This is a genomic window from Actinomyces sp. (assembly GCF_030530635.1).
Lineage (GTDB): Bacteria > Actinomycetota > Actinomycetes > Actinomycetales > Actinomycetaceae > Actinomyces.
In genome coordinates this window covers 18,133-44,885 of the sequence record NZ_JAUMUL010000023.1, presented here as the reverse complement: position 1 = coordinate 44,885, position 26,753 = coordinate 18,133, and the positions used below count along the sequence as shown (strand labels likewise).

The 26,753-nt window shown below is 66.7% G+C and carries 23 protein-coding genes and 2 tRNA genes; 23 read left to right on the top strand and 2 right to left on the bottom strand.

Features of this window, described 5'->3' with window-relative positions; translation table 11 throughout:
• The first annotated feature begins 177 nt into the window (after positions 1-177).
• Positions 178-1,362: a GNAT family N-acetyltransferase gene (locus tag Q4A20_RS07320; protein WP_303121820.1), complete on the top strand. Its 1,185-nt coding sequence runs from the start codon at positions 178-180 to the stop codon at positions 1,360-1,362.
• On the opposite strand, the gene treY is transcribed toward Q4A20_RS07320, so the two are convergent.
• Both treY and glgX read right to left on the bottom strand, forming a co-directional pair.
• Positions 1,351-3,879, bottom strand: a complete 2,529-nt coding sequence (gene treY / locus Q4A20_RS07315; RefSeq protein ID WP_303121818.1) for a malto-oligosyltrehalose synthase — start codon at positions 3,877-3,879, stop codon at positions 1,351-1,353. The genes Q4A20_RS07320 and treY overlap by 12 nt on opposite strands.
• A 35-nt stretch (positions 3,880-3,914) precedes the next feature.
• Complete coding sequence (gene glgX, locus Q4A20_RS07310) at positions 3,915-6,311, bottom strand: glycogen debranching protein GlgX (RefSeq protein WP_303121816.1); 2,397 nt, start codon at positions 6,309-6,311, stop codon at positions 3,915-3,917.
• 197 nt (positions 6,312-6,508) lie between these two features.
• On the opposite strand from glgX, the gene Q4A20_RS07305 reads away from it, so the two are divergent.
• The 22 genes from Q4A20_RS07305 to Q4A20_RS07200 all read left to right on the top strand — a co-directional run bounded on the left by Q4A20_RS07305 (position 6,509) and on the right by Q4A20_RS07200 (position 26,725).
• A tRNA-Gly gene (locus tag Q4A20_RS07305) sits at positions 6,509-6,581 on the top strand.
• Position 6,582: 1 nt separating this feature from the next.
• Positions 6,583-6,654 (top strand) — tRNA-Val (locus tag Q4A20_RS07300).
• 82 nt (positions 6,655-6,736) lie between these two features.
• Positions 6,737-7,984, top strand: a complete 1,248-nt coding sequence (locus tag Q4A20_RS07295; protein WP_303121814.1) for a carboxylate--amine ligase — start codon at positions 6,737-6,739, stop codon at positions 7,982-7,984.
• A gap of 147 nt (positions 7,985-8,131) precedes the next feature.
• The gene (locus Q4A20_RS07290) at positions 8,132-9,172 is read left to right on the top strand and encodes a GNAT family N-acetyltransferase (protein ID WP_303121812.1); all 1,041 of its coding nucleotides are present in this window, start codon (positions 8,132-8,134) and stop codon (positions 9,170-9,172) included.
• A 135-nt stretch (positions 9,173-9,307) separates the two neighbouring features.
• Positions 9,308-11,359, top strand: coding sequence for a threonine--tRNA ligase (gene thrS, locus Q4A20_RS07285; RefSeq protein WP_303121810.1), 2,052 nt, complete (start codon positions 9,308-9,310; stop codon positions 11,357-11,359).
• Between the two features lie 76 nt (positions 11,360-11,435).
• The gene (locus Q4A20_RS07280) at positions 11,436-12,035 is read left to right on the top strand and encodes an HIT domain-containing protein (RefSeq protein WP_303121826.1); all 600 of its coding nucleotides are present in this window, start codon (positions 11,436-11,438) and stop codon (positions 12,033-12,035) included.
• Between the two features lie 10 nt (positions 12,036-12,045).
• Positions 12,046-12,684 carry a phosphatidylinositol phosphate synthase gene (gene pgsA / locus Q4A20_RS07275; RefSeq protein WP_303121808.1) on the top strand — a complete coding sequence of 213 codons (639 nt, stop codon included), beginning with the start codon at positions 12,046-12,048 and terminating at the stop codon, positions 12,682-12,684.
• Positions 12,681-13,682 (top strand): phosphatidylinositol mannoside acyltransferase, encoded by a 1,002-nt coding sequence (locus tag Q4A20_RS07270; protein ID WP_303121806.1) that lies wholly within the window; start codon positions 12,681-12,683, stop codon positions 13,680-13,682. The genes pgsA and Q4A20_RS07270 overlap by 4 nt, the downstream gene beginning before the upstream one ends.
• On the top strand, positions 13,679-14,860 hold the full coding sequence (locus Q4A20_RS07265) for a glycosyltransferase family 4 protein (protein ID WP_303121804.1): 1,182 nt from the start codon (positions 13,679-13,681) through the stop codon (positions 14,858-14,860). The genes Q4A20_RS07270 and Q4A20_RS07265 overlap by 4 nt, the downstream gene beginning before the upstream one ends.
• Before the next feature lie 93 nt (positions 14,861-14,953).
• Positions 14,954-15,577 carry a hypothetical protein gene (locus Q4A20_RS07260; protein WP_303121824.1) on the top strand — a complete coding sequence of 208 codons (624 nt, stop codon included), beginning with the start codon at positions 14,954-14,956 and terminating at the stop codon, positions 15,575-15,577.
• 149 nt (positions 15,578-15,726) lie between these two features.
• Positions 15,727-16,770: a PrsW family intramembrane metalloprotease gene (locus Q4A20_RS07255; protein WP_303121802.1), complete on the top strand. Its 1,044-nt coding sequence runs from the start codon at positions 15,727-15,729 to the stop codon at positions 16,768-16,770.
• Complete coding sequence (locus tag Q4A20_RS07250; RefSeq protein WP_303121801.1) at positions 16,754-17,389, top strand: NUDIX hydrolase; 636 nt, start codon at positions 16,754-16,756, stop codon at positions 17,387-17,389. The genes Q4A20_RS07255 and Q4A20_RS07250 overlap by 17 nt, the downstream gene beginning before the upstream one ends.
• Positions 17,390-17,648: 259 nt before the next feature.
• Complete coding sequence (locus tag Q4A20_RS07245; RefSeq protein ID WP_303121800.1) at positions 17,649-18,401, top strand: Tox-REase-5 domain-containing protein; 753 nt, start codon at positions 17,649-17,651, stop codon at positions 18,399-18,401.
• A gap of 42 nt (positions 18,402-18,443) precedes the next feature.
• Positions 18,444-19,106 (top strand): Imm52 family immunity protein, encoded by a 663-nt coding sequence (locus Q4A20_RS07240; RefSeq protein WP_303121798.1) that lies wholly within the window; start codon positions 18,444-18,446, stop codon positions 19,104-19,106.
• A gap of 142 nt (positions 19,107-19,248) precedes the next feature.
• Positions 19,249-20,013, top strand: a complete 765-nt coding sequence (locus Q4A20_RS07235; RefSeq protein ID WP_303121796.1) for a YebC/PmpR family DNA-binding transcriptional regulator — start codon at positions 19,249-19,251, stop codon at positions 20,011-20,013.
• A 108-nt stretch (positions 20,014-20,121) separates the two neighbouring features.
• Positions 20,122-20,736 carry a crossover junction endodeoxyribonuclease RuvC gene (locus Q4A20_RS07230; protein ID WP_303121822.1) on the top strand — a complete coding sequence of 205 codons (615 nt, stop codon included), beginning with the start codon at positions 20,122-20,124 and terminating at the stop codon, positions 20,734-20,736.
• 57 nt (positions 20,737-20,793) lie between these two features.
• A complete protein-coding gene (gene ruvA / locus Q4A20_RS07225) occupies positions 20,794-21,417 on the top strand; it encodes a Holliday junction branch migration protein RuvA (RefSeq protein ID WP_303121794.1) in 624 nt (207 codons plus the stop codon).
• Positions 21,410-22,465, top strand: a complete 1,056-nt coding sequence (gene ruvB / locus Q4A20_RS07220) for a Holliday junction branch migration DNA helicase RuvB (RefSeq protein WP_303121792.1) — start codon at positions 21,410-21,412, stop codon at positions 22,463-22,465. Before ruvA ends, ruvB begins: the two co-directional genes overlap by 8 nt.
• Positions 22,466-22,612: 147 nt before the next feature.
• Positions 22,613-23,017, top strand: a complete 405-nt coding sequence (locus Q4A20_RS07215; protein WP_303121790.1) for a preprotein translocase subunit YajC — start codon at positions 22,613-22,615, stop codon at positions 23,015-23,017.
• A 77-nt stretch (positions 23,018-23,094) separates the two neighbouring features.
• On the top strand, positions 23,095-25,074 hold the full coding sequence (gene secD / locus Q4A20_RS07210; protein ID WP_303121788.1) for a protein translocase subunit SecD: 1,980 nt from the start codon (positions 23,095-23,097) through the stop codon (positions 25,072-25,074).
• Complete coding sequence (secF, locus tag Q4A20_RS07205) at positions 25,071-26,174, top strand: protein translocase subunit SecF (protein ID WP_303121787.1); 1,104 nt, start codon at positions 25,071-25,073, stop codon at positions 26,172-26,174. The genes secD and secF overlap by 4 nt, the downstream gene beginning before the upstream one ends.
• Positions 26,171-26,725 carry an adenine phosphoribosyltransferase gene (locus Q4A20_RS07200; RefSeq protein ID WP_303121785.1) on the top strand — a complete coding sequence of 185 codons (555 nt, stop codon included), beginning with the start codon at positions 26,171-26,173 and terminating at the stop codon, positions 26,723-26,725. Before secF ends, Q4A20_RS07200 begins: the two co-directional genes overlap by 4 nt.
• Positions 26,726-26,753: the final 28 nt, after the last annotated feature.

The window sequence follows — 26,753 nt, the reverse complement described above, 5'->3', positions numbered from 1 at the left end:
TCGTGGGTCTCCTTCGTGAATCTTTGGACGGATGAACAACGGGCTCCCACGATGCCCCCCTACCAGAGGAAACCACCGCGGGAATTGCCACCACACTACGAGACCCACCCGCCAGGCGGGTTCTGCCCGCAAAGGCGACATCAACCGCGCCAAGTACATAGGACAGGAGCGCACTTCATGACCTCGCCCGACAACGCCAACTCTCCCGCACCGCGCGGCTCTATGCGGCGCATCGACTGGGAGACCTTTCGTCGCGTCGCAGCCGACGCCGGCACTACCCTGCCGATCGAACAGACGGCGGTCTGGGACGCCTTCGATGCCGCTATGGAGGATCGCGAGCCGTGGGGCCGCCTGGTTTATGAGAGTGCCGCCGGTACACCGCGCGCCCTGATCGCCCTGACACGCACGACAGTGCGCGGATTCCCCTACCTGTGGGCGCGTCATGCCCCGGTATGGCTCGGCGCTGCCCCGACCCCCGCCGAAGAGGCCGAGTTGCGCGAGTTGGTAGTCGAGGGAGTGCGTTTCCACGACCCCGCCGTCGTATTCGTCCGCCTACACTTCAACCACCCGGCTCCGCAGCTGCACGAGTTACTGCAGACCATGGCGTATGACCGGACCGTGATTCTTAACGTGGACCGTGAGGACGACGAGGCCTTCCTAGCCTCCTTCAAGCCGCGCGGACGTCGCGACGTGCGCAAGGCGCTGCGCAATGTTGAACTGACCTATCACGACGAGACCGATCATGCCGAGGAAGTCTTCGCAGAACTGTACGCAATCCTCATCGAGACCGGAGAACGTGACGGCTTCCACGCCGCACCGGAGGAGACCTACCGGACAATGCTGCGCACTCTCGGCCCGGAGCACTGCCGACTGTATGTGGCTCGTCGTGCCGGTGGCGAGGCGCTGGCCTGGAGCATAGACACCGTGTGGGGCGACGGTGCCGGCCGCTACTATGCCGCCTCAACCGCTGAGGGGCGCCGCGTGCGGGCCGCCGATGCACTGCTGTACAAGGAGGGCTGCTGGCTACGTGAACGCGGTGTGCGCACCTGGGACCTGATGGGATCCGGCTCCGAACGCACCCCCGAACTCAGCGGCGTCGGCTCCTTCAAGGCCAAGTTCACCCCGGACGGCGCGGTGGATATCGCCGGTCCCTGGGATGTGCCCGTGCGACCCCACGTCTACCGTGCCCTGGTGCGTGCCCTCGAACTCAAACACCGGGTGGAGACCCGTTCCGCCTCCTTACGCCAGCGCCTCGGCTCACTGCATCGCGGTCAGGACGACGACCCTGGGACCGCCGCCGACGGGGGGCACGCAGCAGTAGCTGCTCTCGCCCCCGAAGGGCGGCGTCCTTCACAGGCTTAGGTCGCGCGGGCGGGCTAGGACGGCGACCGACTCGTCCCCGACGACCTCGGCTAGAAGCCGGGTGCCGCCGTCGATTCCGGCGCCGGTGAGAACGTTGGTCCAAGTACCCTGCGGCAGCACGATCGTGTGGCCGGCCCAGCCGCCGAGCCGCTCGAGGCGGCGACCAAGGCGTCGCACTACCACGGCCACATCCGGTTCGCCGTCACACAGACGGGCGTAGGCGAAGGCACAGGCCGTGGTGGTCGGTAGCGGTTGGTAACCGGAGCGGTCGCCCACGAAGGTGTCGGGACGCTCGGCGCGCAGGCGACACAACCGAGAAGTCAGAGCGAGCTTCGCCTCGTCCAAGGTCATCTTGGTGTCGGAAGGCATCTGGGACACCCGTCCCAGGGCGGCACGCAGTCCGGAAACGCCGGTGTAGGCGACCGGGCGGCGGTTGTCCGGATCCACCAGCGATGTGCGCGTCACCTCGCTGCCCTGATAGACGTCGGCGACTCCGAGCCAGGTCAGCGTCATAGCCTTCTTCGCCAGAATCGTGTCCGTCACGGCGCGGGAGGTCAGCGCGGCGAACTCGTTGAGTTCCTCGGCCACGTCTGCGCGCGCCAACAGGCTGGACGCGTAATCGGCCAGTTGGCTCTCGCGCTCGGTGTCCGGGTCCGTCCAGGTGGTCCACGACTTCTGTTCCCGGGACGCCTTGATGAGATAGGCGGCGAGTCGTGCGCTGTCGAGCGGGTCGCCTGAGGCAGGTGCCCAGGCGCCCCACAGGGTCTGCCACAACAGGTTCTCGGTGACTCCATCCAGGTCGGCGGGGCGCACGTCGGCGGTCAGGTCGCGCAGCCGATGGACGAGCTCCACCCACTCGGCGCTGTAGGAGGCGAGCACGTCGATGCGGGCCCGTACGTCCTCACTACGCTTGGTGTCGTGGGTGGTGGAGGTGACCATGGTGGCGGGCCAGCTGTGCTGGACGCGCTGAGCCCAGGCGTGCGCCTCGTCAGCCGGCAAAGCGAAGCCTCCGGGGTCGCCGCCCACCTCGGTCAGGCTGGTCAGGTGCGTCCACCGGTAGAAGGTGGTGTCCTCCACGCCCTTGGCCGTCACCGCGCCGCACACCTGCTGGAAGCGAGTGATGATCTCGGCCCGCTCAGGTGAGTCGGAGGGTTCACCGGCGCCGACCTGCTCGCCCAGAAGAATCGCCACGACCAGGTCGAGTGTGGGGTACTGGTCGGCGGTGAGCCGTTCGCGCGCCTGCTGGGCGGTGGCCCGTAGCACCGCGGCCTGTTCAGCTTCCGCCTTCTGCCCCGGCAGCATGTATGCCCGGTAGCGGTCGGCGGCTACCAATAGCTCAACGACGCAGGCGCGCAGGTCCCGGAAAGTGTGATCGGACAGATACAGGTCCCGGGAGGTGATCGCGTGCAGCAGCTCCACCAGCCGGTTCACCTCCGCGGCCAGCGAGCCGGCGATGATCTCCCGCTTGGCGTCACCACAGACACGGTCATAGTCAATGGGAACGTTGCCGGTTAGTTCCCGCATCAACGAGCCGAGGGTGCGTGCACCGGCCGGATCGACCTGCAGCTGGTCGATCCGCCAAGAGGCGTCATAACCGGTGGTGCCGGCCGCATGCCACGAGGTCGGTAGTAGCTCGTCGGGGGCGAGAATCTTCTCGGCCGCGATCCAAGCCCCACCGGTGGCGTGCGATAGGCGTGCGAAATAACCCTCGGGGTCGGCGAGCCCGTCTGGGTGGTCCACGCGCAGCGCGTCAATAGTGCCGGACTCGAGCAGTTCAAGTATGAGTGCGTGGGAGCCGGCGAACACCTCCGGATCCTCCACCCGCACGGCCGCCAGCGTGGCGATGTCGAAGAAGCGCCGGTAGTTGAGCTCCTCGTCGCCGACCCGCCAGTAGGCGAGTCGGTAATGCTGCCGCTGCAGCAGTTCGGGCAACGTAAGGCTCTGCGTGCCCGCGGCCAGTGGAAAGACATGGTCGTAGTAGCGAAGCACCCACTGCTCGCCCCGTTCCGACTCGGTGGGAACGAGCATGCGCTCCACGGTGAACTCGCCGTCGGTCAGCGCCTGTCCGATGCGCTTACCGAGCACCGGCATCAGCAGCCTCTCGCCACGGGGCGCGTCGAACCAGTTCGCGTATGGTGAATCCGTCCCGTTGCGCAAGACGGACCAGAGCGGCGGGTTGTGCCACAGTGGAGTCGGCACTGACATGTGGTTGGGCACGATGTCCAACACGATGCCCATGCCCGCTGCGTGAGCATCCCGAGCCAGGCTCTCCAAGCCGTCCCTGCCGCCCATAACGCTACTGATGCGGGTGTGGTCGACGACGTCGTAGCCGTGGGTCGAGCCCGGGCTCGCCTCCAGGACGGGCGACAGGTACAGGTCGGTTACTCCCAGTTCACGCAGGTAGGGCAGTTGGGCACGGGCGTCGTCGAAGGTGAAGGATGCTCCCAGCTGCAGCCGATAGGTGGTGATCGGCAGGTGTCGCCCCGCTCTGGGTAGGTGCGTGTTCGGAGAGTGCATGGGGGCAGTGAAGTCTCGGTTCCGTTCGGCGTTGTTCATGCAACTCCTCCCTGCGGCTGTTCGGTCCCCGGGTGCGCGAGCGGGGGCGTGGATGGGGTCGGGCCCGGTTCAGGGACCGGGGGGACGGCGTCCTCGGACAGCGCGGAGTGGTTGCCGCGGTCGGGACCGGGCCGGTCGGGCTCGGGAATCGAAATGAGGAACAGCATGGAGTGGGCCTCGACGGTCACGTCCTGTCCGGCCTCCCGCTCCTCGCCGTATCCGGTCGCGACCTGCTCGGGACGTGGGGAGGCAGTCGGGGCGGTGTCGAGCACGGTGCGCCAACGGGGGGAGTGGTCTGGACCGGGCAGGGTGAAGACGATGTCCTCTCCTGAGGCATTGAACAGAGCGAGGAATGAGTCGTCGGTGATGCGCTGACCGCGTTCGTCCGGTTCATGAATTGCGTCACCGTTCAGAAAGACCGTCATGGCGCGGGCATACCAGGTGTCCCAGTCCTCGTCGGTCATACGGCCGCCCGATGGACTGAGCCACTCGATCTCACCGAGCTCGGATTCTCCTCCGTGGCCGGCCTCTCCCGTGAAGAAGCGGCGCCGACGCAGCACCGGATGCTCCTTGCGCATGCGGATCATGTTGCGGGTGAACCTCAACAGGTCCTCCTGCTCCTCGGTCAGGTCCCAGTTGACCCAGGTGGTCGCGTTGTCCTGGCAGTAGCCGTTGTTGTTGCCGCCCTGGGTGCGTCCCATCTCGTCCCCGTGGCAGAGCATGGGCACGCCCTGGCTGAACATCAAGGTGGCGATGAAGTTGCGCACCTGTCGGCCCCGCAACGTGAGCACCCCCGGATCGTCAGTGGGCCCCTCGGCTCCGCAGTTCCAGGAACGGTTGTCCGAGGCGCCGTCGGCGTTGTTCTCCCCGTTGGGCTCGTTGTGCTTCTCGTTGTAGGAGACCAGGTCGCTCAAGGTGAAGCCGTCATGCGCCGTGACGAAATTGATGGAGGACACCGGGGTGCGGCCCGAACGCTGGTACAGGTCCGAGGAGCCGGTGATACGGGCGGCGAACTCTCCCAGGGTGGACGGCTCGCCCCGCCAGAAGTCGCGTACTGTGTCCCGATACTTGCCGTTCCACTCGCTCCACAGGGCAGGGAACTCGCCGACGTTGTAGCCGCCCTCACCCACATCCCACGGCTCAGCAATGAGCTTGACCTGGGACAGGATCGGATCCTGGTGGATGATCTCGAAGAAGGCGGAGAGCTTGTCGACCTCGTGGAACTGGCGCGCCAGCGTGGAGGCCAGGTCGAAACGGAAGCCGTCCACATGCATCTCTGTGACCCAGTAGCGCAGCGAGTCCATGATCAGTTGCAGCACTGCCGGGGATCGCATGAGCAGTGAGTTGCCGGTGCCCGTGGTATCGAAGTAATGGGCCTGGTCTCCATCCACCAGCCGGTAGTAGGCGGCGTTATCAATTCCCCGGAAGGACAGGGTCGGGCCGAGATGGTTGCCCTCGGCGGTGTGGTTGTACACCACGTCCAGAAGAACCTCGATGTCGGCCTCGTGGAGGGCCTTGACCATAGCCTTGAACTCTTGCACCTGCTGGCCGTCGGTGCCGTGCGCCGCGTAGCCGTTGTGCGGAGCGAAGTAGCCGATGGTGTTGTATCCCCAATAATTCGATAGCCCCTTGTCCTGCAGGAAGGCGTCGTTTACGAACTGATGCACGGGCATCAGCTCGATCGCGGTGATGCCCAGCTTGCTGAGATGGTCGATGACGGCGGGTTCGGCCAGGCCCGCGTAGGTGCCGCGCAGGTGCTCCGGGATGCGTTGATTGAGTTCGGTCAGGCCCTTGACGTGAGCCTCATAGATGATCGTGTTGTGGTATTCGTGCCCCGGTGGCCGGTCCCTTCCCCAGTCGAAGTAGGGGGAGACCACCACCGAGCGCATGGTGACGGATGCGGAATCCTCCTGGTTGCGCGCCGCCGGGTCGTTGAAGTCGTAGGAGTACAACGCCGGCGAACCGGTCACCTGACCGGAGATGGCCTTGGCATAGGGATCCAGCAGCAGTTTGGACGGGTCGCAGCGGTGCCCCCTCGCCGGATCGTAGGGGCCGTGCACGCGGTAGCCGTAATGCTGCCCGGGCTGTACCGACGGCAGGTATGCGTGCCATACATCCGCGTCTTCCTCGGTCAAACGGATGCGGGTCTCCCGGCCGGCGTCGTCGAACAGGCACAGGTCAACGGCCTCGGCAGCCGAAGAGTACAGGGCGAAGTTGGTACCGGAGCCATCGTAGTTGGCGCCCAACGGGTACGGCCGCCCCGGCCAGACCGACTGGCCGGGGCGCTCCTGCTCCTCCACGAGCGGCGCTCCCGGTGACTGGGCACTGGCTGTTGGTGCGGGCTGCGCGGATTGCTCCGATGATTCGCCGGAGGCGATTGCGGGACTGTGCATGGGCCCAACTGTGCCACGGATTGATGCCGCCGCGCGGGATGCCGCCGCGGCGATCTCGGGGGTGGGGGTGACCGGGGGTGGTCTCCACGGGGTCTAGACGGCTGTGAGGCAGGTGAGTCCCGCCCTGTGGTGGATTTGTCAGCGTCCGGGCCGCTCTGCTAACTTCTGTTCCGTGCCTCCTGCGGGAGGCCGGACATGCGGATGTGGCTCAGTTGGTAGAGCATCACCTTGCCAAGGTGAGGGTCGCGGGTTCGAGTCCCGTCATCCGCTCGGGCGATTGGCGCAGCGGGAGCGCGCTTCCCTGACACGGAAGAGGTCACTGGTTCGATCCCAGTATCGCCCACGGGTGTGGCCTCGGACCGGTCTGGTTCGGGGCCTTCCTCGTTGACACGCCCCGATACCGGGTACACCAGCAGGAGGTTGTTTTGACCGACGCGCAGCTCTACCCACGCAACCGACCAGAACTGCTGCCGGTCGTGATCGGTGGAGACATCGGTGCCTACGCCCTGGCTCGCCAGCTTCATGAGGCCACCGGCCAGCGGGTGAAGCTCATCTCGACCCAGCCGATTCAGGCCATCGTGTTGTCCACGTACATCGACGTGATCCCTCAGGCGCTCGAGAGTACGGCCCTGATCGCCCGTTTGAAGCAACTGGCCGCCGGACGTGCCCCACGTAGCGCCGTTGTCATGGCGAACCAGGACGCGGTGGCCCATACGCTCGCCTCCCATCGGAAGGAGCTCGAGCCGGTCTATGTCGTGCCATTCCCTTCCGTGCAGGCGATGGAACGCCTGAGCAACAAGGTCGGCTTCAGTGCGGCGTGTGAATCTGTGGGACTGCGTACGCCCCGCCAGGTGGTGGTCACCGGGGCCGACTTGGCCTCAGGAGACCCGAAGATCAACATCCCCTTCCCGTTGGTGGGCAAGCCCGCCGTCGGTGCCGACTGGGACGAGGTGAAATTCGAGGGGAAGCGAAAGATCTACTTCCTGGAGGGCCCCGAGCAGTTGCACGCACTGTGGGAGGACTTGCGGCGGGCGGGTTTTACCTCCACCTTCCTGATACAAGAGCGCATTCCGGGCGACGACGACGCCATGCGCTCGGTCACCGCCTACGTCGCCTCCACTGGTGAGACCACCGTGATCGGTTCGGCGAGGGTGCTGCTGGAGGACCATGTCCCGTCACTGATCGGCAACCCTGTGGCCATGATCACCGAGCCCTACCCGGAGCTGTGGGAAGCCACTGAGCGGCTCCTGTCCCAGGTCGACTACCGCGGCTTCGCCAACCTCGACATCAAGATCGACCCCCGAGACGGGCGCGCCGTGTTCTTCGAGGTCAACCCCCGCATCGGCCGGAACTCCTTCTACATGAGCGCCGCGGGTATCAACCCGATGGTGCCCATGATCTCCGACCTGGTGGACGGCCGCCCCGGTCCGCGCCGGGAGGCTCGGCGTGAAGCGCTCTACAGCCTGCTGCCGCACCACCTGTTGCTGCACCAGCTCGACGACCCGGAATTGCGCCGGAGGGTATTGCGGCTGGTGCCGCGTGCCGTCGATCCGCTCCTGGATCCCGCCGAGCGTTCATTGCGTCGCCGCCTGCTGGTCGCCGTCCAGAAGCTCAACCACGACCGCAAGTTCCACCGCTATCACCCCAAACCGTTGCTGCGCCGGCGCCGTTGAGAACCGAGGTCCTGCACCCGAAGGAGTGTGGGGTAATCTTTCTGAGGAGGAGGCGGGGTGATCGATCATCCCCCCGAAGGATGCCGCGCCGATACCTCAGGGCAGTATCATGGTGAAAACACAGTTTTCACTTAGGAGTGTGCTCATATGGCCGTAGTGCCGTCATCCGTCCGCGGCCGCCTGGCCGCCCTCGACGCGCGCCAGATGCGCCTCGCGATCGGGGGCACGCCCGCGCCCCTGGAGCAGTTGGAGCCGTGGGAGGCCTTTGAGCGCAGCCAAGGAAGGCCGTTGTTCGGCCGCTACGCATACGAGGTGGACTCCAAGAAGGTGGCGGTGATCGCCCTGTACCGCTACTCGATGGGGGGATGGACCTTCTTGTGGGCCAAGCACGGGCCGGTATGGCTCGGCGAGCAGACCCCGGACCGCGAGGCCGAGCTGCGTAGGCTGCTTGTACGCGAAGTACTGCGCCGCGACCGGCGTATTGCGTTCATCCGTATGCACGCCCGTTTCTGTGCCCGCGACACCCTGCCGCTAATGAGTTCCATCACCTATGACCGCACCTATGTGATCGACCTGCGCCCCGGTACTCCCGAGGCCATTCGGGCGGCAATGCCCAAGGACGGGCGCCGTGGCGTGCGACGGGCCGAGCGCGTGGCCCGCGAGGCCGGCTGCACCATCGCCGAGGAGACCGGTCTTGATCGGGAGGAGTTCGAGAGCGTCTACCAAGTGCTTGTCGCCACCGCCGAGCGTGACGGTTTCCGGCCCCACCCCTCCCAGGTCTACTGGGACATGCTCACCACGCTGGGACCGCAGCACGCGCGGCTGTTCGTGCTGCGACGTGACGGCGTGCCGCACTGCTGGGACCTGGTGACCGTTTCCGGAAAGGATGCGGCGACCTACTATGGCGCGTCCTCCAATGCGTCACGCAGCTTCCGCGGAGCCGAGGCACTGGACTGGGCGGTGGCGTGCAGCCTCGCCGAGGAGGGACTGCGTAGCCTGGACCTGATGGGGGCCGAGTCCACTCGGGTCCCGGAACTGTACGGCGTGGGCCGCTACAAGCGCCGTTTCGCCCAGCATCCCACTGAGGTCGACGGCGCCTGGGATGTGCCCACTCGTCCGCTGGTGTACCGCGCCCTGGGGATGGCACGGCGTACGCGTCACCTGGTGCGCAAGCGGCTCGGTCGCTGACACTGAGGGCGCCGTTATGCGCGGTGGCGTTACCACTGCCGCGCGTGACGGCGGCGCTACTCGGTATGATCCGGTGCGGGCGAGCACCAGTACAGCTCGCCGCGAGCTGATCAATTGATCAAATAAGGAGCCTCCGTGTCCGACCAGTCCACCATCGACATCATCCTCGACGGCGTCAGCAGCAGCCTTGAGGAGGGCACCACGGGCGCCGACCTGTTCGCCGGGCGGATCAAGGCCGATGGTGTTGTGGCCATGCGGGTCGACGGCGATCTCTGGGACCTGGATCGGGTGCTCCCTGCGGGCGCCGTCGTCGAGCCCATCACCGTCGACAGTGAGGACGGCTTGAATATTCTGCGGCACTCCGCCACCCACGTCATGGCGCAGGCCGTCCAGGAGCTCTTTCCCGATGTCGACCTCGGCATCGGTCCCTTCATCACCGACGGCTTCTACTACGACTTCGGGGGCATCGACGCCGTCACCCCCGAGCTGCTGCGTGAGATCGAGAAGCGCATGAAGCGCATCGTCAAGGAGAACCAGACCTTCCGGCGGCGCGACATCACCGAGGCCGAAGGGCGTGTGGAACTGTCCGACCAGCCCTACAAGCTGGAGTTGATCAGCACCAAGGGCGCCGGCGCTGAGGCCGCCTCCGTGGAGGTCGGTGCAGGCGGCCTGACCATGTATGACAACGTCCGCCGCGACGGCACCGTAGCCTGGAAGGACCTGTGCCGCGGTCCGCACCTGCCCTCTACGAGATTCATCGGCAATGGTTTTGCGTTGACCCGCTCCTCGGCCGCGTACTGGAAGGGCGACCAGAACGGCGATTCTCTCCAGCGCATCTACGGCACCGCCTGGGCCACCAAGGAGGACCTGAAGGCCTACCAGACCCGCATGGCCGAGGCCGCCCGCCGAGACCACCGCCGAGTCGGCGCTGAACTGGACCTGTTCTCTTTCCCCGAGGAGATCGGCCCCGGGCTGGTCGTCTTCCACCCCAAGGGAGGCATCCTGCGCCACGAGATCGAGCAGTACGTTATCGATCGCCACATCGAGGCCGGCTACGACCTGGTCCACACCCCGGAGATCTCCAAAGGTGGCCTGTTCCACACCTCCGGCCACTTGCCCTACTACGCGGACACCATGTTCCCGCCTATGCTCGCCGACGAGGAACTCGACGCCGCCGGCAATGTCACCAAGGCCGGCCAGGAGTACTACCTCAAGGCCATGAACTGCCCCATGCACAACCTGATCTTCCGCTCCCGCGGACGCTCCTACCGGGAGCTGCCGCTGAAGTTCTTCGAGATGGGCCGCGACTACCGCTACGAGAAGAGCGGCGTGGTGCACGGACTGACCCGTATGCGCGGCTTCACCCAGGACGACTCCCACACCTACTGCACCCCCGAGCAGGCGGGGGAGGAGATCCGTCGGCAGATCGAATTCTTCCTGTCCATCCTCAAGGCCTTCGGCCTGGACGACTTCTACCTGGAACTGTCCACCCGCGACGAGGACGGCGCCAAGAAGGACAAGTTCATCGGCTCCGACGCCGACTGGGAGTCCGCCACCCGCACCCTTGAAGAGGTGTGCACCTCCACCGGGCTGGAACTGGTGCCCGATCCGGGCGGTGCCGCCTTCTACGGCCCCAAGGTATCCGTGCAGGTCAAGGACGCCATCGGCCGCACCTGGCAGATGTCCACCATCCAGTACGACTTCAACCAGCCCGAGCGCTTCGACCTGGAGTACACCGCCGCCGACGGCACCCGCCGCCGCCCCATCATGATCCATGCCGCCAAGCTCGGCAGCGTGGAGCGCTTCATCGGCGTGCTCACCGAGCACTACGCCGGCGCCTTCCCCGCCTGGCTCGCCCCCGTGCAGGTGCGCCTGGTGCCGGTGGCCGAGGCCTTCGACGCCTACGTCGACGAGGTCGCCGCCAAGTTGCGGGCCCGGGGCGTGCGCGTGGAGGTGGACCACTCCGACGACCGCTTCGGCAAGAAGATCCGCAACGCCTCCAAGGAGAAGGTCCCCTTCACGCTGATCGCCGGCGGGGAGGACGCCGACGCCGAGGCCGTCTCCTTCCGTTTCCGCGACGGCGCCCAGACCAACGGCGTGCCGGTGGACCAGGCCGTAGCCCACATCACCCGCGTCATCGCCGAGCGCATCAACGACCCGGCAGGGGAGAGGCTTGCCAATGACTGATCCTGCCGAGTCCGAGTGGCGCGGAACCGATACGGACGCCGTCCGTCCGCTCACGGAACTCCGGGGCCTGGAGGGCATGGTCGTTGACGGCGTACGCATTGAAGTTCCGTTTCAACCCGCCGACACCCCCGACCCCTTCGGGCGACTGTGGACCCCGCATCGCATGGTCTATATCGGCGGGCAGGACAGGCCGACCGACGACTCCGCCGCCCAGTGCCCCTTCTGCGCCGCCCCCGGCCGAGACGACCATGAGGCGTTGATCGTTCATCGCGGCGAGGCCGCCTATGTGCTGATGAACCTGTACCCCTACAACACCGGCCACTTGCTGATCTGCCCCTACCGGCACGTCTCGGACTGGACCGAGGCCACCGCCTCCGAACGCGCCGAGATCGGTGACCTTACCGCCCGCGCCATGGAGGTGGTGCGCGCCGTCTCCAACCCTCACGGCTTCAACCTGGGCATGAACCAGGGGCAGGTGGCGGGTGCCGGAATCGCGGCCCACTTGCATCAGCATGTGGTACCGCGCTGGACCGGGGATGCCAACTTCATGCCGATCATCGGTAAGACCAAGCCGGTGCCCCAGCTACTGGGTGATCAGCGGAACCGGTTGGCCGCAGCTTGGGATATGGCGCCAACCGGCTCGGAAACCGACGGCCCCACCGGTCGAGGTCACTGAGGAGCCCACCATGCTCGGACAACACGGAAGGGGGGTGACGCGGGCCCTGTTCACCGCCCCCGCCAGGGGGCTGGCCCGGATCGGTGTCACCCCCAATATGCTCACTGTCGCCGGCACGGTGGCGACCATAACCGTAGCGGTGCTGACCCTGCCGCAGGGGCGGTTCATCCTCGGTCCCATCCTGCTGGCGGTCGTGCTGATCGGGGACTCCTTCGACGGCATCCTCGCCCGCCTGACCGGCACGAGTTCCGCATTCGGGGCGTTCTTGGACTCCACCATGGACCGCCTGGCCGACGGCGCCGTTTTCGGCTCTTTGGCCGTATGGGCCGCCCTGCACCTCCAAGCCGGGCCGCTGCGCACCTGGACGGTTGCCATCGCCGTAACCACCTTGGTGCTGGCCGCCGCCGTCCCCTACGCGCGTGCCCGCGCCGAATCCGTGGGCGCCACCGCCGCAGTCGGCATTGCCGAGCGCACCGACCGGCTGGTCCTCACCGCCGTCGGGGTCCTCGCCGTCGGCCTGGGTGCGCCCGCATGGGTGCTCACCGCTGCCCTGGCGCTGGTGGCCGTCGGCTCGCTGATCACCGTGATTCAGCGGGTGAGTACCGTCCACCGGCAACTGACCCGGCCGGCCGCGGAGGCGAGCGCATGAGCATCGGCATTGAGGACCTGTACCGCTTCGCCTGGCGGCATGTGCGCAAGCTGCCAGCGCCCGTCGGCTACGGGCTGTCGGTGCTCGGGGCGGATGCGGCCTGGGCCCTGCACCGCCTGCGGGGCGGAGACAAGGGCGTCGGGCAATTGGAGAAGAACCTCGCCCGCTTGCTACCCGACGCCACCGCCCGTCAGCTGCGCCGTGCGTCCCGCGCCGGCATGCGCTCCTACATGCGCTATTTCTATGAGGCCTTCGCTCTGCCTGCGATGAGCCAGGAGCAGATTCATGCTCGCGTGCGCCCGGACATCGATCCTCAGGTCTATGCGGACATCTCCCGCGGCTCTATCGTCCTCGCCCTGCCACATATGGGCAACTGGGACCTCGCCGGCGCCTGGGCCAGCCGGGAGCTCGCCCAAGTGCTCACCGTCGCCGAAAGGCTCGAGCCGGCTGATCTGTTTGAACAGTTCGTTGACTTCCGCCAGGGTTTGGGCATGAAGGTGATCGGCCAGGGCCGCGGTGAGAGGGTGTTCGACCGGCTCCTGCGCACGGCCCGCGAGGGACACTACGTGGTCGCCCTGCTCGCGGACCGCGACCTGTCCAGTTCAGGCATCCTCACCGATCTGAACGGTCATCCGGCACGAGTGGCTGCAGGACCGGCCGCCTTGGCGGTCCGGCTCGGAGTGCCCCTCTACAACGCGTCCCTGCATTATGAGCGTCTGGAGGGACGGCGTCGCCGTCGAGCCGGTTCGCCGTGGGGCATAGTACTGACCATCCGTCCCGTCGCCGTGCCCGCGGGCCTGGAGGGACGCGAGCAGACGGTCGCCTGGACACGCGCATGGGTGGCCGATCTGTCTCCGCGTCTGGTCGCGCACGCCACCGACTGGCATATGCTGCAGCCGGTCTTCGATGCCGATCTGGACCCGGCACGGCTCGCCCGCCGCCACGCCGCCGAGACCATGGGTTCGGGCGGCGAGGGTGAAACTGGGAGTGGCGCATGAGAATCGGGATCGTCTGCCCCTACTCCTTGGATGCCCACGGGGGCGTGCAGGTACACGTCATGGACCTGGCCCGGGAACTGATGCACCGCGGGCATGAGGTTCGGGTACTGGCTCCCGCATCTCCGGAATTGGAACTGCCCGACTGGGTCGACAGCGCCGGCGATGCCATCGCCATCCCTTACAACGGGTCGGTCGCCCGCCTCAACTTCGGTACCGCGGTGGCTCGCCGCGCCAACCGGTGGCTCGCGGCGGGGGAATTCGATCTGCTGCACATTCACGAGCCCATTACCCCCTCTGTAGGCATGCTTGCCCTCCAGGCCACCACCGGTCCGGTTGTGGGCACCTTCCACGCAGCGATGGACCGCTCGCTGGCTCGGGAACTGCTGTCTCCGGTGGCCGTGCCACTGATGGAGAAGCTGTCCGCCCGTATCGCCGTCTCGGAGGAGGCCCGCCGCACCCTGATCCAATACCACGGCGGTGACGCGGTGGTGATCCCCAACGGCGTCAACGTGGCTCCTTTCGCGCGCGCCCCGAAGGATGATCCGCGTTTCGTCGGCACCATCGACGCACCCACAATCTCCTTCTTAGGCAGACTGGACGAGCCCCGGAAAGGCTTGCAGGTACTGGCTCGCGCCATCCCGACTGTCCTGGCTCATATTCCCGGAGCCCGTTTTCTGATCGCCGGCCGCGGCGACGCCGGTGAGGAACGGGCGGCGTTGGCCCGCTACGGCGATCGGGTGGTCTTCCTCGGTGGCGTCTCCGACTCCGATAAGGCCGCCATGCTCGCCTCGTGTTCCTGCTACGTGGCCCCACAGACCGGTGGGGAGTCTTTTGGCATTGTGCTGGTGGAGGCGATGGCGGCCGGCACCCATGTGGTCGCCTCCGACCTGACCGCCTTCTCCGACGTGCTCGGTGCCGGCGCCTACGGAGCCCTGTTCCGGACCGGCGACGGCGATGATTTGGCCCGGGCCGTCGTTAATACCCTCACCGACGCAGCTGCTGCCGATCTCCGGCGCAAGGCCGCAGCGGCTATTGTGGACCGATACGACTGGTCGGCCGTGACCGATGCTGTTCTGGACGTATACGACATGGCCCTGTCCACCGCCCACACCCGCGTCACCGTCGCACCCGGCTCACGCACCATGGTGGGCCGACTGCGTGACGCCTTTGAGGACTGACCTGAGGAGACCATGCTGCCTAACCCGTCCGCCCATACGTGGCCGCCACTTCCAGTCTCAACACTTGCCCTGTCTGGGGACTCACCGGCATGGTTGGGTACCGCTGTAATCGTCCTCGCTGCGGCGCTCGTGGTACTTGCCGTAGCGTGGTCCCTGTACGCAAAGGCGCTGCGGGTGGACCGCTTGCACCGCCAGGTACTGGGCTCGCGCGCCACTCTCGAGGCGCAACTGGTGCACCGCGCACAGGCGGCCGCCGATTTGGCAGCCTCCGGTCTGCTCGACCCGGCGTCGGCGCTGCTGCTGTCCCGAGCCGCCCACGACGCCCTCGATGCTGATGGACAACTGGTGGACGACGGGCTGGATGTGGACGCCTCGGGTCGGCGAGGTGCTGACAGCGGCGGTCCCCGCAGCCGGGCCCGTATCGAGTCCGACCTGTCTCGTGTGATCCGCACCGTCGTAGGCTTGCAGGCGCGTGCAGCCCTCGGCGCCGAGCCGCTGGGGAGGGAGTTGTTGGCGAGGCTCGACAAGGCCGCCTACCGGCTGGTGTTGGCCCGGCGCTTCCACAATACGCATGTTGCCGAGGCCCAGCGGCAGCGTCGGACGTTGGATGTGCGCGTGTTGCACTTGGCCGGACACGCCCCCCTGCCGCAGACCTTCGACATCGACGATGCCACCACGGCGGAGCCCGACACCGGGAGTACGGAGACCACATCATGACCGGACCGCCCACATTCTCCGGCCCCGGGAGCTCATGGGCACCCCGCCAGGGATACCGCCGCAGTGCATACCCGTCCGCAGGCGTAACCGGGTCCGCCCCGACCCCGACATGGACCCCACAGGCGATGGTGCATCGGCGGCGCGGGGCCGTGATCAGTGTCGCCATGGCCTGCGCTGGGCTGGTCGGGCTGGCGTTGACCTTGTGGATCATCTACGCATCCACCGCCGCAGGGGCATCCGAACTGTTGGTACCGATTTTGTTGGCGCTAGTTCCGCTGACCATCGTGCTGGGGACAGTCCGCTGGATTGATCGCTGGGAACCCGAGCCGCCCGCCGTGCTGGCGACCGCCTTCCTGTGGGGGGCGGGAGTCGCCACCGTGATCTCCCTGTTGGTCAACACCTCCGCATCTCTGCTGGTCCTCGACGCCACCGGCTCGGTGAGTGGGGGGCAGTTCGTCTCCGCGGTCGTCACTGCACCCATCGTTGAGGAGACCACCAAGGGGCTGGGCGTGCTCATTATCTTCCTGGTATGGCGCCGTAACTTCAACGGTGCCGTCGACGGCATCGTCTATGCGGCTGTGGTCGCCGCCGGTTTCGCCTTCGCAGAGAACATTTTGTACTTCGTCCGGTTCTCCGACACGCTGCTGGTCACCTTCTTCGTGCGGGGGATCGCCTCTCCCTTCGCCCACGTCATCTTCACCTGCTGCACCGGGCTGGCGATCGGTGCGAGTGCGCGCATGCGCTCGCCCCTGGCGTGGATGTGGACGACCCCGCTGGGGCTGTCATGCGCGATCGTGCTGCACGCATTCTGGAATGGAATGCTCAACGCCTACCTGTACTTTTACGTGGCGATGCCTTTCTTCCTCGCCGCGATCGGCCTGGTGGCATGGCTGCGGTGGAGCGAGCGCATGACCATGCGGCAGCGGTTGGCCGACTATCAGCGCGCTGGCTGGTTTGCGCCCGCCGAGGTCACCATGATTACAACCGGCGCCGGCCGTGCAGCCGCCCGTCGCTGGGCCAAAAGCCGTGGGCCTGCTGCGGCCCGCGCGATGCGCGAGTTCCTGGCCACCGCCTCCGCGCTGGCGCAGCTGCGGCAGCGTGCGATCGATGGGCATGCGGACGCCGATTTCGCCGTGCAGGAGTCGGCGCTCCTGGACGCCATAGTGAAGAACCGCCATGTCTTCACCCGATGACTCCGCCGCCTCCAGCCCGGCTGTTTCCCCTCTGACTGCGGACGGACGAGATCCGCGGCGTGTGCCGGCCAACTGGACGGAACTGCTCGACCCCCAGGAGTGGCGCCTGAATGCCGCCGGACTGCCTTTCAGGCGGGCCGCCCGTGTCATTGCGCTGCGGCAGATTCCATGCCCGGCCATCCTATTGGTGATCGGGCACGATTTCGGCGATACCTCCCACTCGTGGGCCTTCACTCCGGGCGGAGGCATCATGCCGGAGGAGACTCCGCTAAGTGGGGCCCGCCGGGAGCTGGCGGAGGAGACCGGCATTAGCGTGACAGAAGGGCAGTTGCTTGGTCCGGTGGTAGAGCGGAGGGCCCTGTTCAACTTCAACCGGGTCACCTGTCGTCAGGACGAGCTGTTCTACCTGACGCACCTCGACGCCACCGCGGCGGTCGACCTCTCGGGTTGGACCGCCACGGAGAAGGAGCTGCTGGATTCGCTGCGCTGGTGGGATCTGGACGAGTTGGATGCCGCCGTCGCGGGTGGCATGTCCGTCTACCCTCGTATCCTGCCGGCGCTCGCCCGTCAGCTGCTGGATGGCTGGGACGGCAGGGTTCGTCACGTCGTCGAGTGCTAGCCGATCTTCTCGCGGGGATCTGGTCCCTTCTAGCCTCCTGGCTCTCTCGCTCGCTGCTTCTATGTTGCTTGTCTGATCTCTGGCTGTGACATACAGGGCCTCGCTGGTGCCCTTCCATCCCTTTGAGAGGCTCCCTGGTGTCTTCGTCCTTCTTGGCGGGTCCGGGATCGTCGTCGCGTGATTCGTTGCTCGGGGCCCGTGTGTAGTGGTGGGAGGTGCGGCGGGATCGGGTGAGCGGTAGCGGCCGGTTCGGGCGGCTGTGCCGTTCAGGCTGCGCGTAGGCCGGGAGGAGGCGGCCCGCGTTGGTTCTGGACGCCGTGCCGCAGCGCTGGTGGGTGTGGCGGCTGGCCGGGGTGGTGGGGCGGCCAGTGGCATGGGTGAGCAGGCCGCCCGCGGTGCTCGCTGGGCGTCCCGGCAGGCCGCCGGCCAGGCCCGCTCCGAGTACTGGCTGTGGCGTAACGACCGGGCCGCCTGGCGCAATTACGTCAAGGACCGCAACCGAGCCGTGCGCAACTACCTGGCCGATGAGACCGGTGGGGTAAAGCCCGGTTTGTTCGATCCGCGTGCCGGCAAGCACTACCCCGGCGTGCGCAAGCCCGTGCGCGGGTCCAGTGAGGGCGGGGTGGGCACCTGGGGCAAGGGCAGGAACAGCTCCCCCTCCTGGCGCTCGGCGACCTATGAGGAGCAGGTCACCGGCGTGCGCGTGGACGACTCCTACTACGTGGGCGGCAAGGAGTTCGACGGCTTCAAGGACGGCGTACTCATCGAGGCCAAGGGCGAGGGCCTGGCCAACCTCATGAACAAGCCCTGGGGCAAACACGTTGTCGACGATGCGGTTGACCGGGCCTGGAAACAGGTCGCGGCGGTGCGTGCCACCGGCGCCAACACCCCCACGCACTGGCACATCGCCGAACAAGAACTATACGAACGACTTCTCGAACTCCAGAAAGGTGGAGACTTCCCCTCAACCATCAAGCTCTTCTTCACCCACCCAAATACTACTAAATGCTAATCACAACCAACAATAGGATGCCAGCATGAAAGGAAAGACATCATGAAATGGCGCCTTTCATTCAAGAATCAACGCCCGGGCCTTGACCAGCATATGGATGAGTCGATTGCCAAGGCGTGGGAGTTCATGCAAGCCATCAAGCCATATGACCCCAGCTTCCACCGGTGGCGGGAGACCGCGCACACCAAGGTCCAGGCCGAGGCCAACCCCAACATCGAAACCCTCGACCAACTCCGCCAGGCCCTCTACGCCAGCGCCGACCCGGAACTCCCCGGCGTCATCAGATCCTTCTTCAGCGGCGACATCGACACCGACGGCAGCAGCCTAAGCATCCAGCTGGGCATGCCCAGTCCCGATACCCACTTCATAAGCCTGCACAGAGGCCACGGCCTGGGGGCGCGTATTGACACCGACGAGGACTTCGCCGACTGGCTCATGCACACCGCAGCCCGCATTATCAACCCCACCATCGGCGCGCTGACCCGTGAAGATTACAAGCCCCGCAACATCAACATCGAAGGCCCCGAACCGTACGACTACGTGCCCGGCTGGAAGATGTTCTTCCACCGTGACTCACCCCATTGGGCCCAGGCCCACGCCCTGGCCAGCAAGGCCGTGCCCGTGGCCGAAGGAGCCATCCTCACCTACGGCACCCCCGACACCTACACACAAACCCTCAACCAATGGCCCCACAACACCCGCTAACCCCTGTACCTGCACGAACGGGTGTAGGCAGCCTGTCACCGGGAAGGTTTGGACCGATCCTCTAGACTTGAAGCGGGTATGTTCGCAAGCGCCCTCCCGACCGGTGCCAGGCGGGAGGCACGGAAGACTGCAAGGAGAGCACATGTCGGGTCACTCCAAATGGGCCACCACCAAGCACAAGAAGGCGGCCCTCGACGCCAAGCGCGGCAAGCTGTTCGCCCGCCTGATCAAGAACATTGAGGTGGCCGCCCGTACCGGCGGCGGTGACCCGAGCGGCAACCCGACCCTGTACGACGCCATTCAGAAGGCCAAGAAGAACTCCGTCCCAGCCGACAACATCACCCGCGCCGTCAAGCGCGGCAGCGGCGAGGAGGCCGGTGGCGCCGACTGGCAGACCATCATGTATGAGGGCTACGGCCCCGAGGGCGTGGCCTTCCTGGTCGAGTGCTTGACCGACAACCGCAACCGCGCCGCCTCGGATGTGCGCGTCGCCTTCACCCGCACCGGCGGCTCCCTGGCCGACCCCGGCTCAGTCGCCTACAACTTCACGCGCAAGGGCGTGGTGGAGGTCGCCAAGGGCAACGGTATCGACGAGGACACGATCCTCATGGCCGTGCTCGATGCCGGTGCGGAGGAGGTCGTCGAAGGAGCCGAGTCCTTCGAGATCATCTCCGAGCCCGGCGACCTGGTGGCCGTGCGTACAGCGGTCACCGAGGCCGGCATGGACTACGAGTCGGCCGAGTCCCAGTTCGTGGCCGGAACCACTGTGACCGTCGACGTTGACGGTGCCCGCAAGGTCATGCGCCTCATCGATGCCCTGGAGGACCTGGACGATGTTCAGAACGTCTACACCTCCGTTGACATCACCCCCGCGGTTGCGGCCGAGTTGGGTACGGACGACGAATAGTCGGTACCCACTCCGGGAGATCGGCTAATGACCGAGCCGTCACCGCTGGCCACCGAGCGGATCGCCGTCAAGGCCGGAAGGCGCCGCGGCACCGTCGTCGAGCAGCGCGTGCTCGGCATAGACCCGGGCATGACCCGTTGCGGGCTGGGGTGCGTGGACGTAGATCCGCGTCGACGTGCGCGCCTGGTCGAGGTCGGAGTCGTGCATACGCCCGCCTCGGCCAGCCCCGAGTTGCGGCTGCTGACCATCGCCGATGCCCTCGACGACTGGATCGCCAGGCTGGGGCCCACCGCCCTTTCGGTGGAGCGGGTCTTCGCCCAAGACAATCTGCGCTCGGTGATCTCCGTGGCCCAGGTGATCGGTGTGGTCATGGTGGCCGGGGCCCGTGCCGGGCTGGAGGTGGCACAGCACACGCCCAGTGAAGCAAAGGCGGCCGTCACCGGCTCCGGCACCGCCGGCAAGGCGCAGGTACAGGCGATGGTCCAGCGCATACTCGGCCTGGACGCCCCACCGCGTCCAGCGGACGCCGCCGACGCCCTCGCCCAGGCAATCTGCCACGGCTGGCGCGGGGGTGGAACCGGTGTGGACGGCGGTACCGATATGGTCTCCGCCGGCGGCTCCATTCGGGCCAGCGCCCGTACCCCCGCACAACAGGCGTGGGCCGCCGCTCAAGCGCGGGCACGCCGCACCGGCGCCGTCGACCCGCGCCGTCGGGCGCGCTAGAGTCAGCACCATGCTGAACAGGTGTTCGATGCTCGCAACCCAAGGAGCCCCCACCGCATGATCTCCTCACTGCGCGGAACCGTCATTGATGTCTCCCTCGCAGCCGCGACCATTGAAGTCGGCGGCGTGGGCATGAGCTTCCAGGCCACACCCACCACCTTGGCCGGACTGCGCGTCGGCGAGGAGGGCTTCGTCCACACCGAACTGATTGTGCGTGAGGACGCGCTCACCCTGTACGGCTTCGCCGACGCCGACGAGCGTCGCTGCTTCCAAGTGCTGCTTGGCGCCAAGGGGGTGGGGGCCAAGCTCGCCCTGGCAATCCTGGCCGTGCACACGCCCGACGCGCTGCGGCGAGCGGTCGCCGCCGACGACGTCGCCGCCCTCAAGCGCGTGCCCGGACTGGGCCCCAAGGGGGCTCAGCGGGTCATAATCGACGTCGCCGACAAGCTCGGTCCCCCCAGCGGCGCCGGCCCCGTTCCCGAGCCTGCCGCCCCGACTGGCGAGCCCAATCCAGACGTTGTGGCGGCTCTGGTCCAGTTGGGCTGGAACGAGGCCGCCGCCGCCCGCGCGGTCAGTGCGGTAGAGGCCGACCATGCAGACTCAGATCCGCAGGCGCCGTTGTCAGTGCCCGAGTTGCTACGAGCCGCCCTGCGGCGTCTGGGAGGAGGCGCCCGTGGCTGACTACCCCACCCAGCACCATGGTCCGGATGGCGCCGGCCGTATTGTCGGAGGCGGAGCCGACGATGCCGAGCGCGCGGCCGAGGCCGCCCTACGTCCCAAACGGCTGGAGGACTTCGTAGGCCAGCAGGTGGTGCGTGGGCAGTTGTCCGTGGTGCTGCGCGCGGCGCTGGCTCGCGGGGCCGTACCCGACCACGTGCTGCTGTCCGGCCCGCCCGGCCTGGGCAAGACCACCCTGGCCATGATCATTGCCAACGAGGTCGAGGGCTCGCTGCGCATAACCTCCGGACCGGCCATCCAACACGCCGGAGACCTGGCCGCCATCCTGTCCTCCCTGGAGGAGGGCGATGTGCTGTTCATAGACGAGATCCACCGCCTTGCCCGCACCGCCGAGGAGATGCTCTATTTGGCTATGGAGGATTACCGGGTGGATGTAGTGGTCGGCAAGGGACCGGGCGCCACCTCCATCCCGCTGACCCTGCCCCCCTTCACCGTGGTCGGCGCCACCACGCGCGCCGGTCTGCTGCCCGCACCGCTGCGCGACCGCTTCGGATTCACCGGCCACCTCGACTACTACGGGCCGAGTGACCTGACCCGCATCGTCACCCGTTCCGCAGGCCTGCTGGGAGTCAGCATCGAACCGGAGGCCGCCGGTGAGCTGGCCCGCCGCTCCCGCGGCACACCGCGCATTGCTAACCGGCTGCTGCGGCGCGTCCAGGACTGGGCGCAGGTACACGGCACTCCCGGGCAGCTGGACCTGGATGCCGCCCGCGGGGCTTTGAAGGTATTCGAGGTAGATGAGCTCGGCCTCGACCGACTGGACCGTTCCGTGCTCAAAACCCTGTGCACTCGCTTTGCCGGGGTGCCCGTAGGGCTCACCACTCTGGCCGTCAGCGTGGGGGAGGAGCCCGAAACCATCGAGACGGTCGCCGAACCCTACCTGTTCCGCGAAGGGCTGCTGATCCGCACACCGCGGGGACGCATGGCCACTTCCGCCGCCTACACCCATCTGGGCATGCGTCCGCCCGACGACGGCGCCCTGTTCACTTGACTCGAAGCAGGACGCCAATACGGATAAGGGGCGCGTGTCACACCGGCGCACACCGACCGGCCGGGCCGGACCGCGCCACGGTGGCCTAGACTCGCTGACGCCGTCGCCGATGCGACGCAGGTCTTCCTCACGAACGGAGTCACTAGTATGGACCCCATACTTCTCATGCTGATCGTCATGCTGCTGGCCTTCTGGCTCATGTCGAGATTCGCTCGCAGGCAGCAGCAGCGGATGATGGATGAGCAGAAGCGTCGCACCGAGGAGGCGCTGGTGCCCGACACCTGGGTGCGCACTCGCGCCGGCTTCTACGGCAAGGTCGTCGAGGTGGACGGAGACGTGGTTACGTTGGCCACTCCTCTGGGAGACGAGTCGCTCTGGGCGACGAGCGCGATTGTCGGTGCGGAGGAGCCGCCCTTCGCCTCCGTTGACGAAGACATCAATGTGGCGCCGGACGAGGCGGGCGAAGAGGTGGCCGCGGCCGTCTCGGATACTGACGACGTCAGCGAGGCCACCGAACCGGAGGAGCCGGCCGAGCCACAGTCCCAGGCCTGAGATCCTTAGCCGCGCCGGACCCGGCGGGTCGGCGACGCACACCGCACTTCCCGAGCCTTCCCCGAGGAGAGGACCGCTTGTCAACCAACAAACTTAAGCATCCCGGTCGGCGCCTGCTGGTGCTGCTACTGGTCATCGCGCTGGGATACGCCGCCCTGGCGGTCGGTGCCGCCACCGGTCGGACCCAGATGACTCCGGGGCTCGCCCTCGACCTGGAGGGCGGCACCCAGATCATCCTCACCCCCACGACCTCCGACGGTTCGCAGATCACCGACGAGGACCTGAATCAGGCCATTGAGATCATCCGGCAGCGAGTGGATGCCACCGGCGTCTCCGAGGCCCAGATATCCCGACAGGGGGGTAACAACATCGTCGTCTCCCTGCCCGGTACGCCCAGCGAGGAGACACTCGACCTCGTACGCACTTCGGCCGTGCTCTACTTCCGCCCCGTGATCCGGATCCTGCGGGCGGGTGCCGCCGCCTACGCGCAGGCGCAGAACAATTACGTCTCCAGCCGAGCCAGTGCCACCCCCACGGAGGCCGCTCCCCAAGATTCAACGGATGAGAACCCGGACCCCGCTGCCACCGCCGAGGCCGAATCTGGGGGCGACGCGGGGACCGACACTGCAACCGAAGGTCCAGCTGACGCCCTGCCGACGGCGACGGTGACCACAGAAGAGATAGCCACCAGGCTGGCGGACGTCAACGGTGACGGAACCATAAGTGCCGATCCGCTGGAATCCACCAGCGACGACAACTCCTCCGACGCCTGGATCTCCGAGCAGCTCATCTACGACGCGTACATGACCGACTGCACCACCGCCGAGTCGCTGACCGGTGAGGCGCAGGACCCCGATTCCGCGGTCATTTCCTGTGCCCGCGATGGCAGCGGCACGATCTACATACTCGGTCCCGCGGATATAGCCGGCACGAATATCGCGTCGGCGGCCTCCGGTCTGGAGACCACCAGCCAGGGCACCACCACCAATAACTGGGTGGTCAGCCTGGAGTTCGACGAGGAGGGCGCCAAGCAGTTCGCCGACGTGTCCGGGCGGCTGCTCGCCTACCGCGACAGTGCCTCAGCGGCGGCCGACACCAACTCGTCGGCCTCCCAGAAGGCGCAATTCGCCATCGTGCTGGACGGTCTGACCATTATGGCCTCCGGATTCAACCCCGACGTGACCACTCCCATCACCGACGGCAGGGTGCAGATCTCCGGCGGCTTCACCCAGGCGCAGGCCAATACGCTCGCCAACCAGTTGTCCTTCGGCTCTCTGCCGCTGTCATTCACCGTGCAGTCCGAACAACACATCTCGGCGACACTCGGCATTGAGCAGCTGCGCAACGGACTGATTGCCGGCCTGATCGGTTTCGCGCTGATCGTGCTGTACCTGGGCTGGCAGTACCGGGGACTGGGAGTTGTGGCCGTGGCCTCTCTGCTGGTCGCCGCCGCCGGCACTTACCTGGTGATCGCCCTGCTCAGCTGGAGTATCGGCTACCGCCTGTCACTGGCGGGTGTGGCCGGGCTGATCATCGCTATCGGCATTACCATGGACTCCTTCATCGTCTACTTCGAGCGCGTGCGCGACGAGGTCCGCAATGGCCGCTCCCTGGTGGTCGCCGTCGACGAGGGCTGGCGACACGCCCGCCGCACGATCATCGTCTCCGACTCGGTGAACCTGCTGGCGGCAATCGTCCTGTACTTCCTGGCCGTCGGCGGCGTGCAGGGTTTTGCTTTCACGCTGGGGGTGACCACAGTGGTGGACTTGGCGGTCATCATTCTGTTCACCCACCCGATGCTGGTATGGATCCTGCGATTCCGCTTCTTCGGCGAGGGACACCGCCTGTCCGGGCTCGATCCGGAGCATTTGGGTGCCCGTTCGCGCGCGGCTTACCGGGGCGGTCTACTCGCCGGCGCAGCGGCCACGGGGGGCTCGCTGGCACGGCGCCGGGCTGAGGCCCGCCGCGCACAGGAGCGGACCGACGACTCCGATGACTCCGACGCTTCCGAAAACAGCATCGAGTCCAGCAGCGAAAAGGAGGACGAGCAGGCATGAAGTCTCTCGCCCGGCTCGGTAACGAGCTCTACTCGGGGAAGACCTCATTCCCCTTCGTCGGCCGGCGCCGCCTGTGGTACGCGATAGCGGGCGCCGTAGTGGTTGCATCCATTGTTCTGATCGCCACGGTCGGGCTGACACCCGGCATCGATTTCCGAGGTGGATCGGAGATCACCGTCAGCGCCCTGACGGACCCCGACGTCGGTCCCGCCAATCGCGTCCTGGCCGAGGAGGGGCTCTCCTCAGGGGCCTCGGTTACGACCATGGGCTCATCCTCGGTGCGTGTGCAGACCAACGAGTTGAGCAATGATCAGCTCAATACTCTGTCCTCCGCCCTGACCCAGGCCTATGGCGTCACCGACGCCGATGTCTCCGCCACCACCATCGGCCCGACCTGGTCTTCGGATGTGACGAACAAGGGCATACGGGGCCTGGTGATCTTCTTCGTGCTGGTCGGCGCCCTCATCTGGGTCTACTTCCGCACCTGGAAGATGGCGGTGGCGGCGTTGGCCGCCCTGTGTCATGACATTCTGATCACCGTGGGCGTCTATGCTGCCAGTGGCTTCGAGGTGACTCCCGCGACCATCATCGGTGTGCTGACAATTCTCGGCTACTCCTTGTACGACACCGTCGTCGTGTTCGACAAGGTCCGGGAGAACACCGAGGGCTTCGAGACCCAGACCCGCTCGACCTACGGTGAACTGGCCAATCTGGCCGTGAACCAGTCGCTTATCCGCTCGCTCAACACCTCGGTGGTCGGAGTGCTGCCAGTGGCGTCTTTGCTGGTGGTCGGCGCCCTCATCCTGGGGGCGGGCACACTGCGCGACATTGCCCTTACCCTGTTCATCGGCATGATCGCTGGTACCGTGTCCTCCCTGTTCCTGGCCACCCCGATCCTCGTCGATCTGCGTGGTCGCGAACGCGAGGTGAAGGAGCAGGCCGCCAGAGTTGCCGAGGCGAGGGAACGACGCCTCGCGGAAGCCGGCGATGACCCGGAGGCACTGGCCGCCATTGCCGCCACGCCCGCGGCGGCCCCGGTCACTGCCGGCCGCCATCTCGGAGTCTCCGCACAGCCCAAGAGGAAGAGGAAGCGGTCATGACCACCCCATCAGAGTTGCCCCGTGAACTGACCCGGCTCGTCTTAGACAATCTCCGGGAGATCCCGGACTTCCCGGAGCCGGGAGTGCTGTTCCGAGACATCACCCCACTGCTGTCCAACGGGGAGGCCTTCGCCAACCTGATTGACGGCCTGGCGGCGCACTATCGGGGGCATATCGACGCCGTCGCCGGTCTGGAGTCCCGCGGCTTCATTCTCGCCGCACCACTGGCGGTTCACCTCGGTATCGGCATGGTGATCGTACGTAAGGCCGGCAAGCTCCCCGGCCCGGTTCTCGGGGTCGACTATGACTTGGAGTACGGCACCGCCCGTATGGAACTGCGGCCCGAGACGGTGGAGAAGGGATCGCGTATCCTGGTGATTGATGATGTGCTCGCCACCGGCGGAACGGCGGCGGCCTCTATCAGCCTGTTGGAACAGGCCGGTGCCAAAGTGGAGTCGATCTGTATGCTGCTGGAGCTGGCCGGGCTCGGCGGGCGTGAGAGGCTCGCCGGGCGGAGTATCGACTCCGTCGTGGTGTTCGAATCCTCCTGAGCATGCCCGGCGCGCCTCGTGCTGTGGT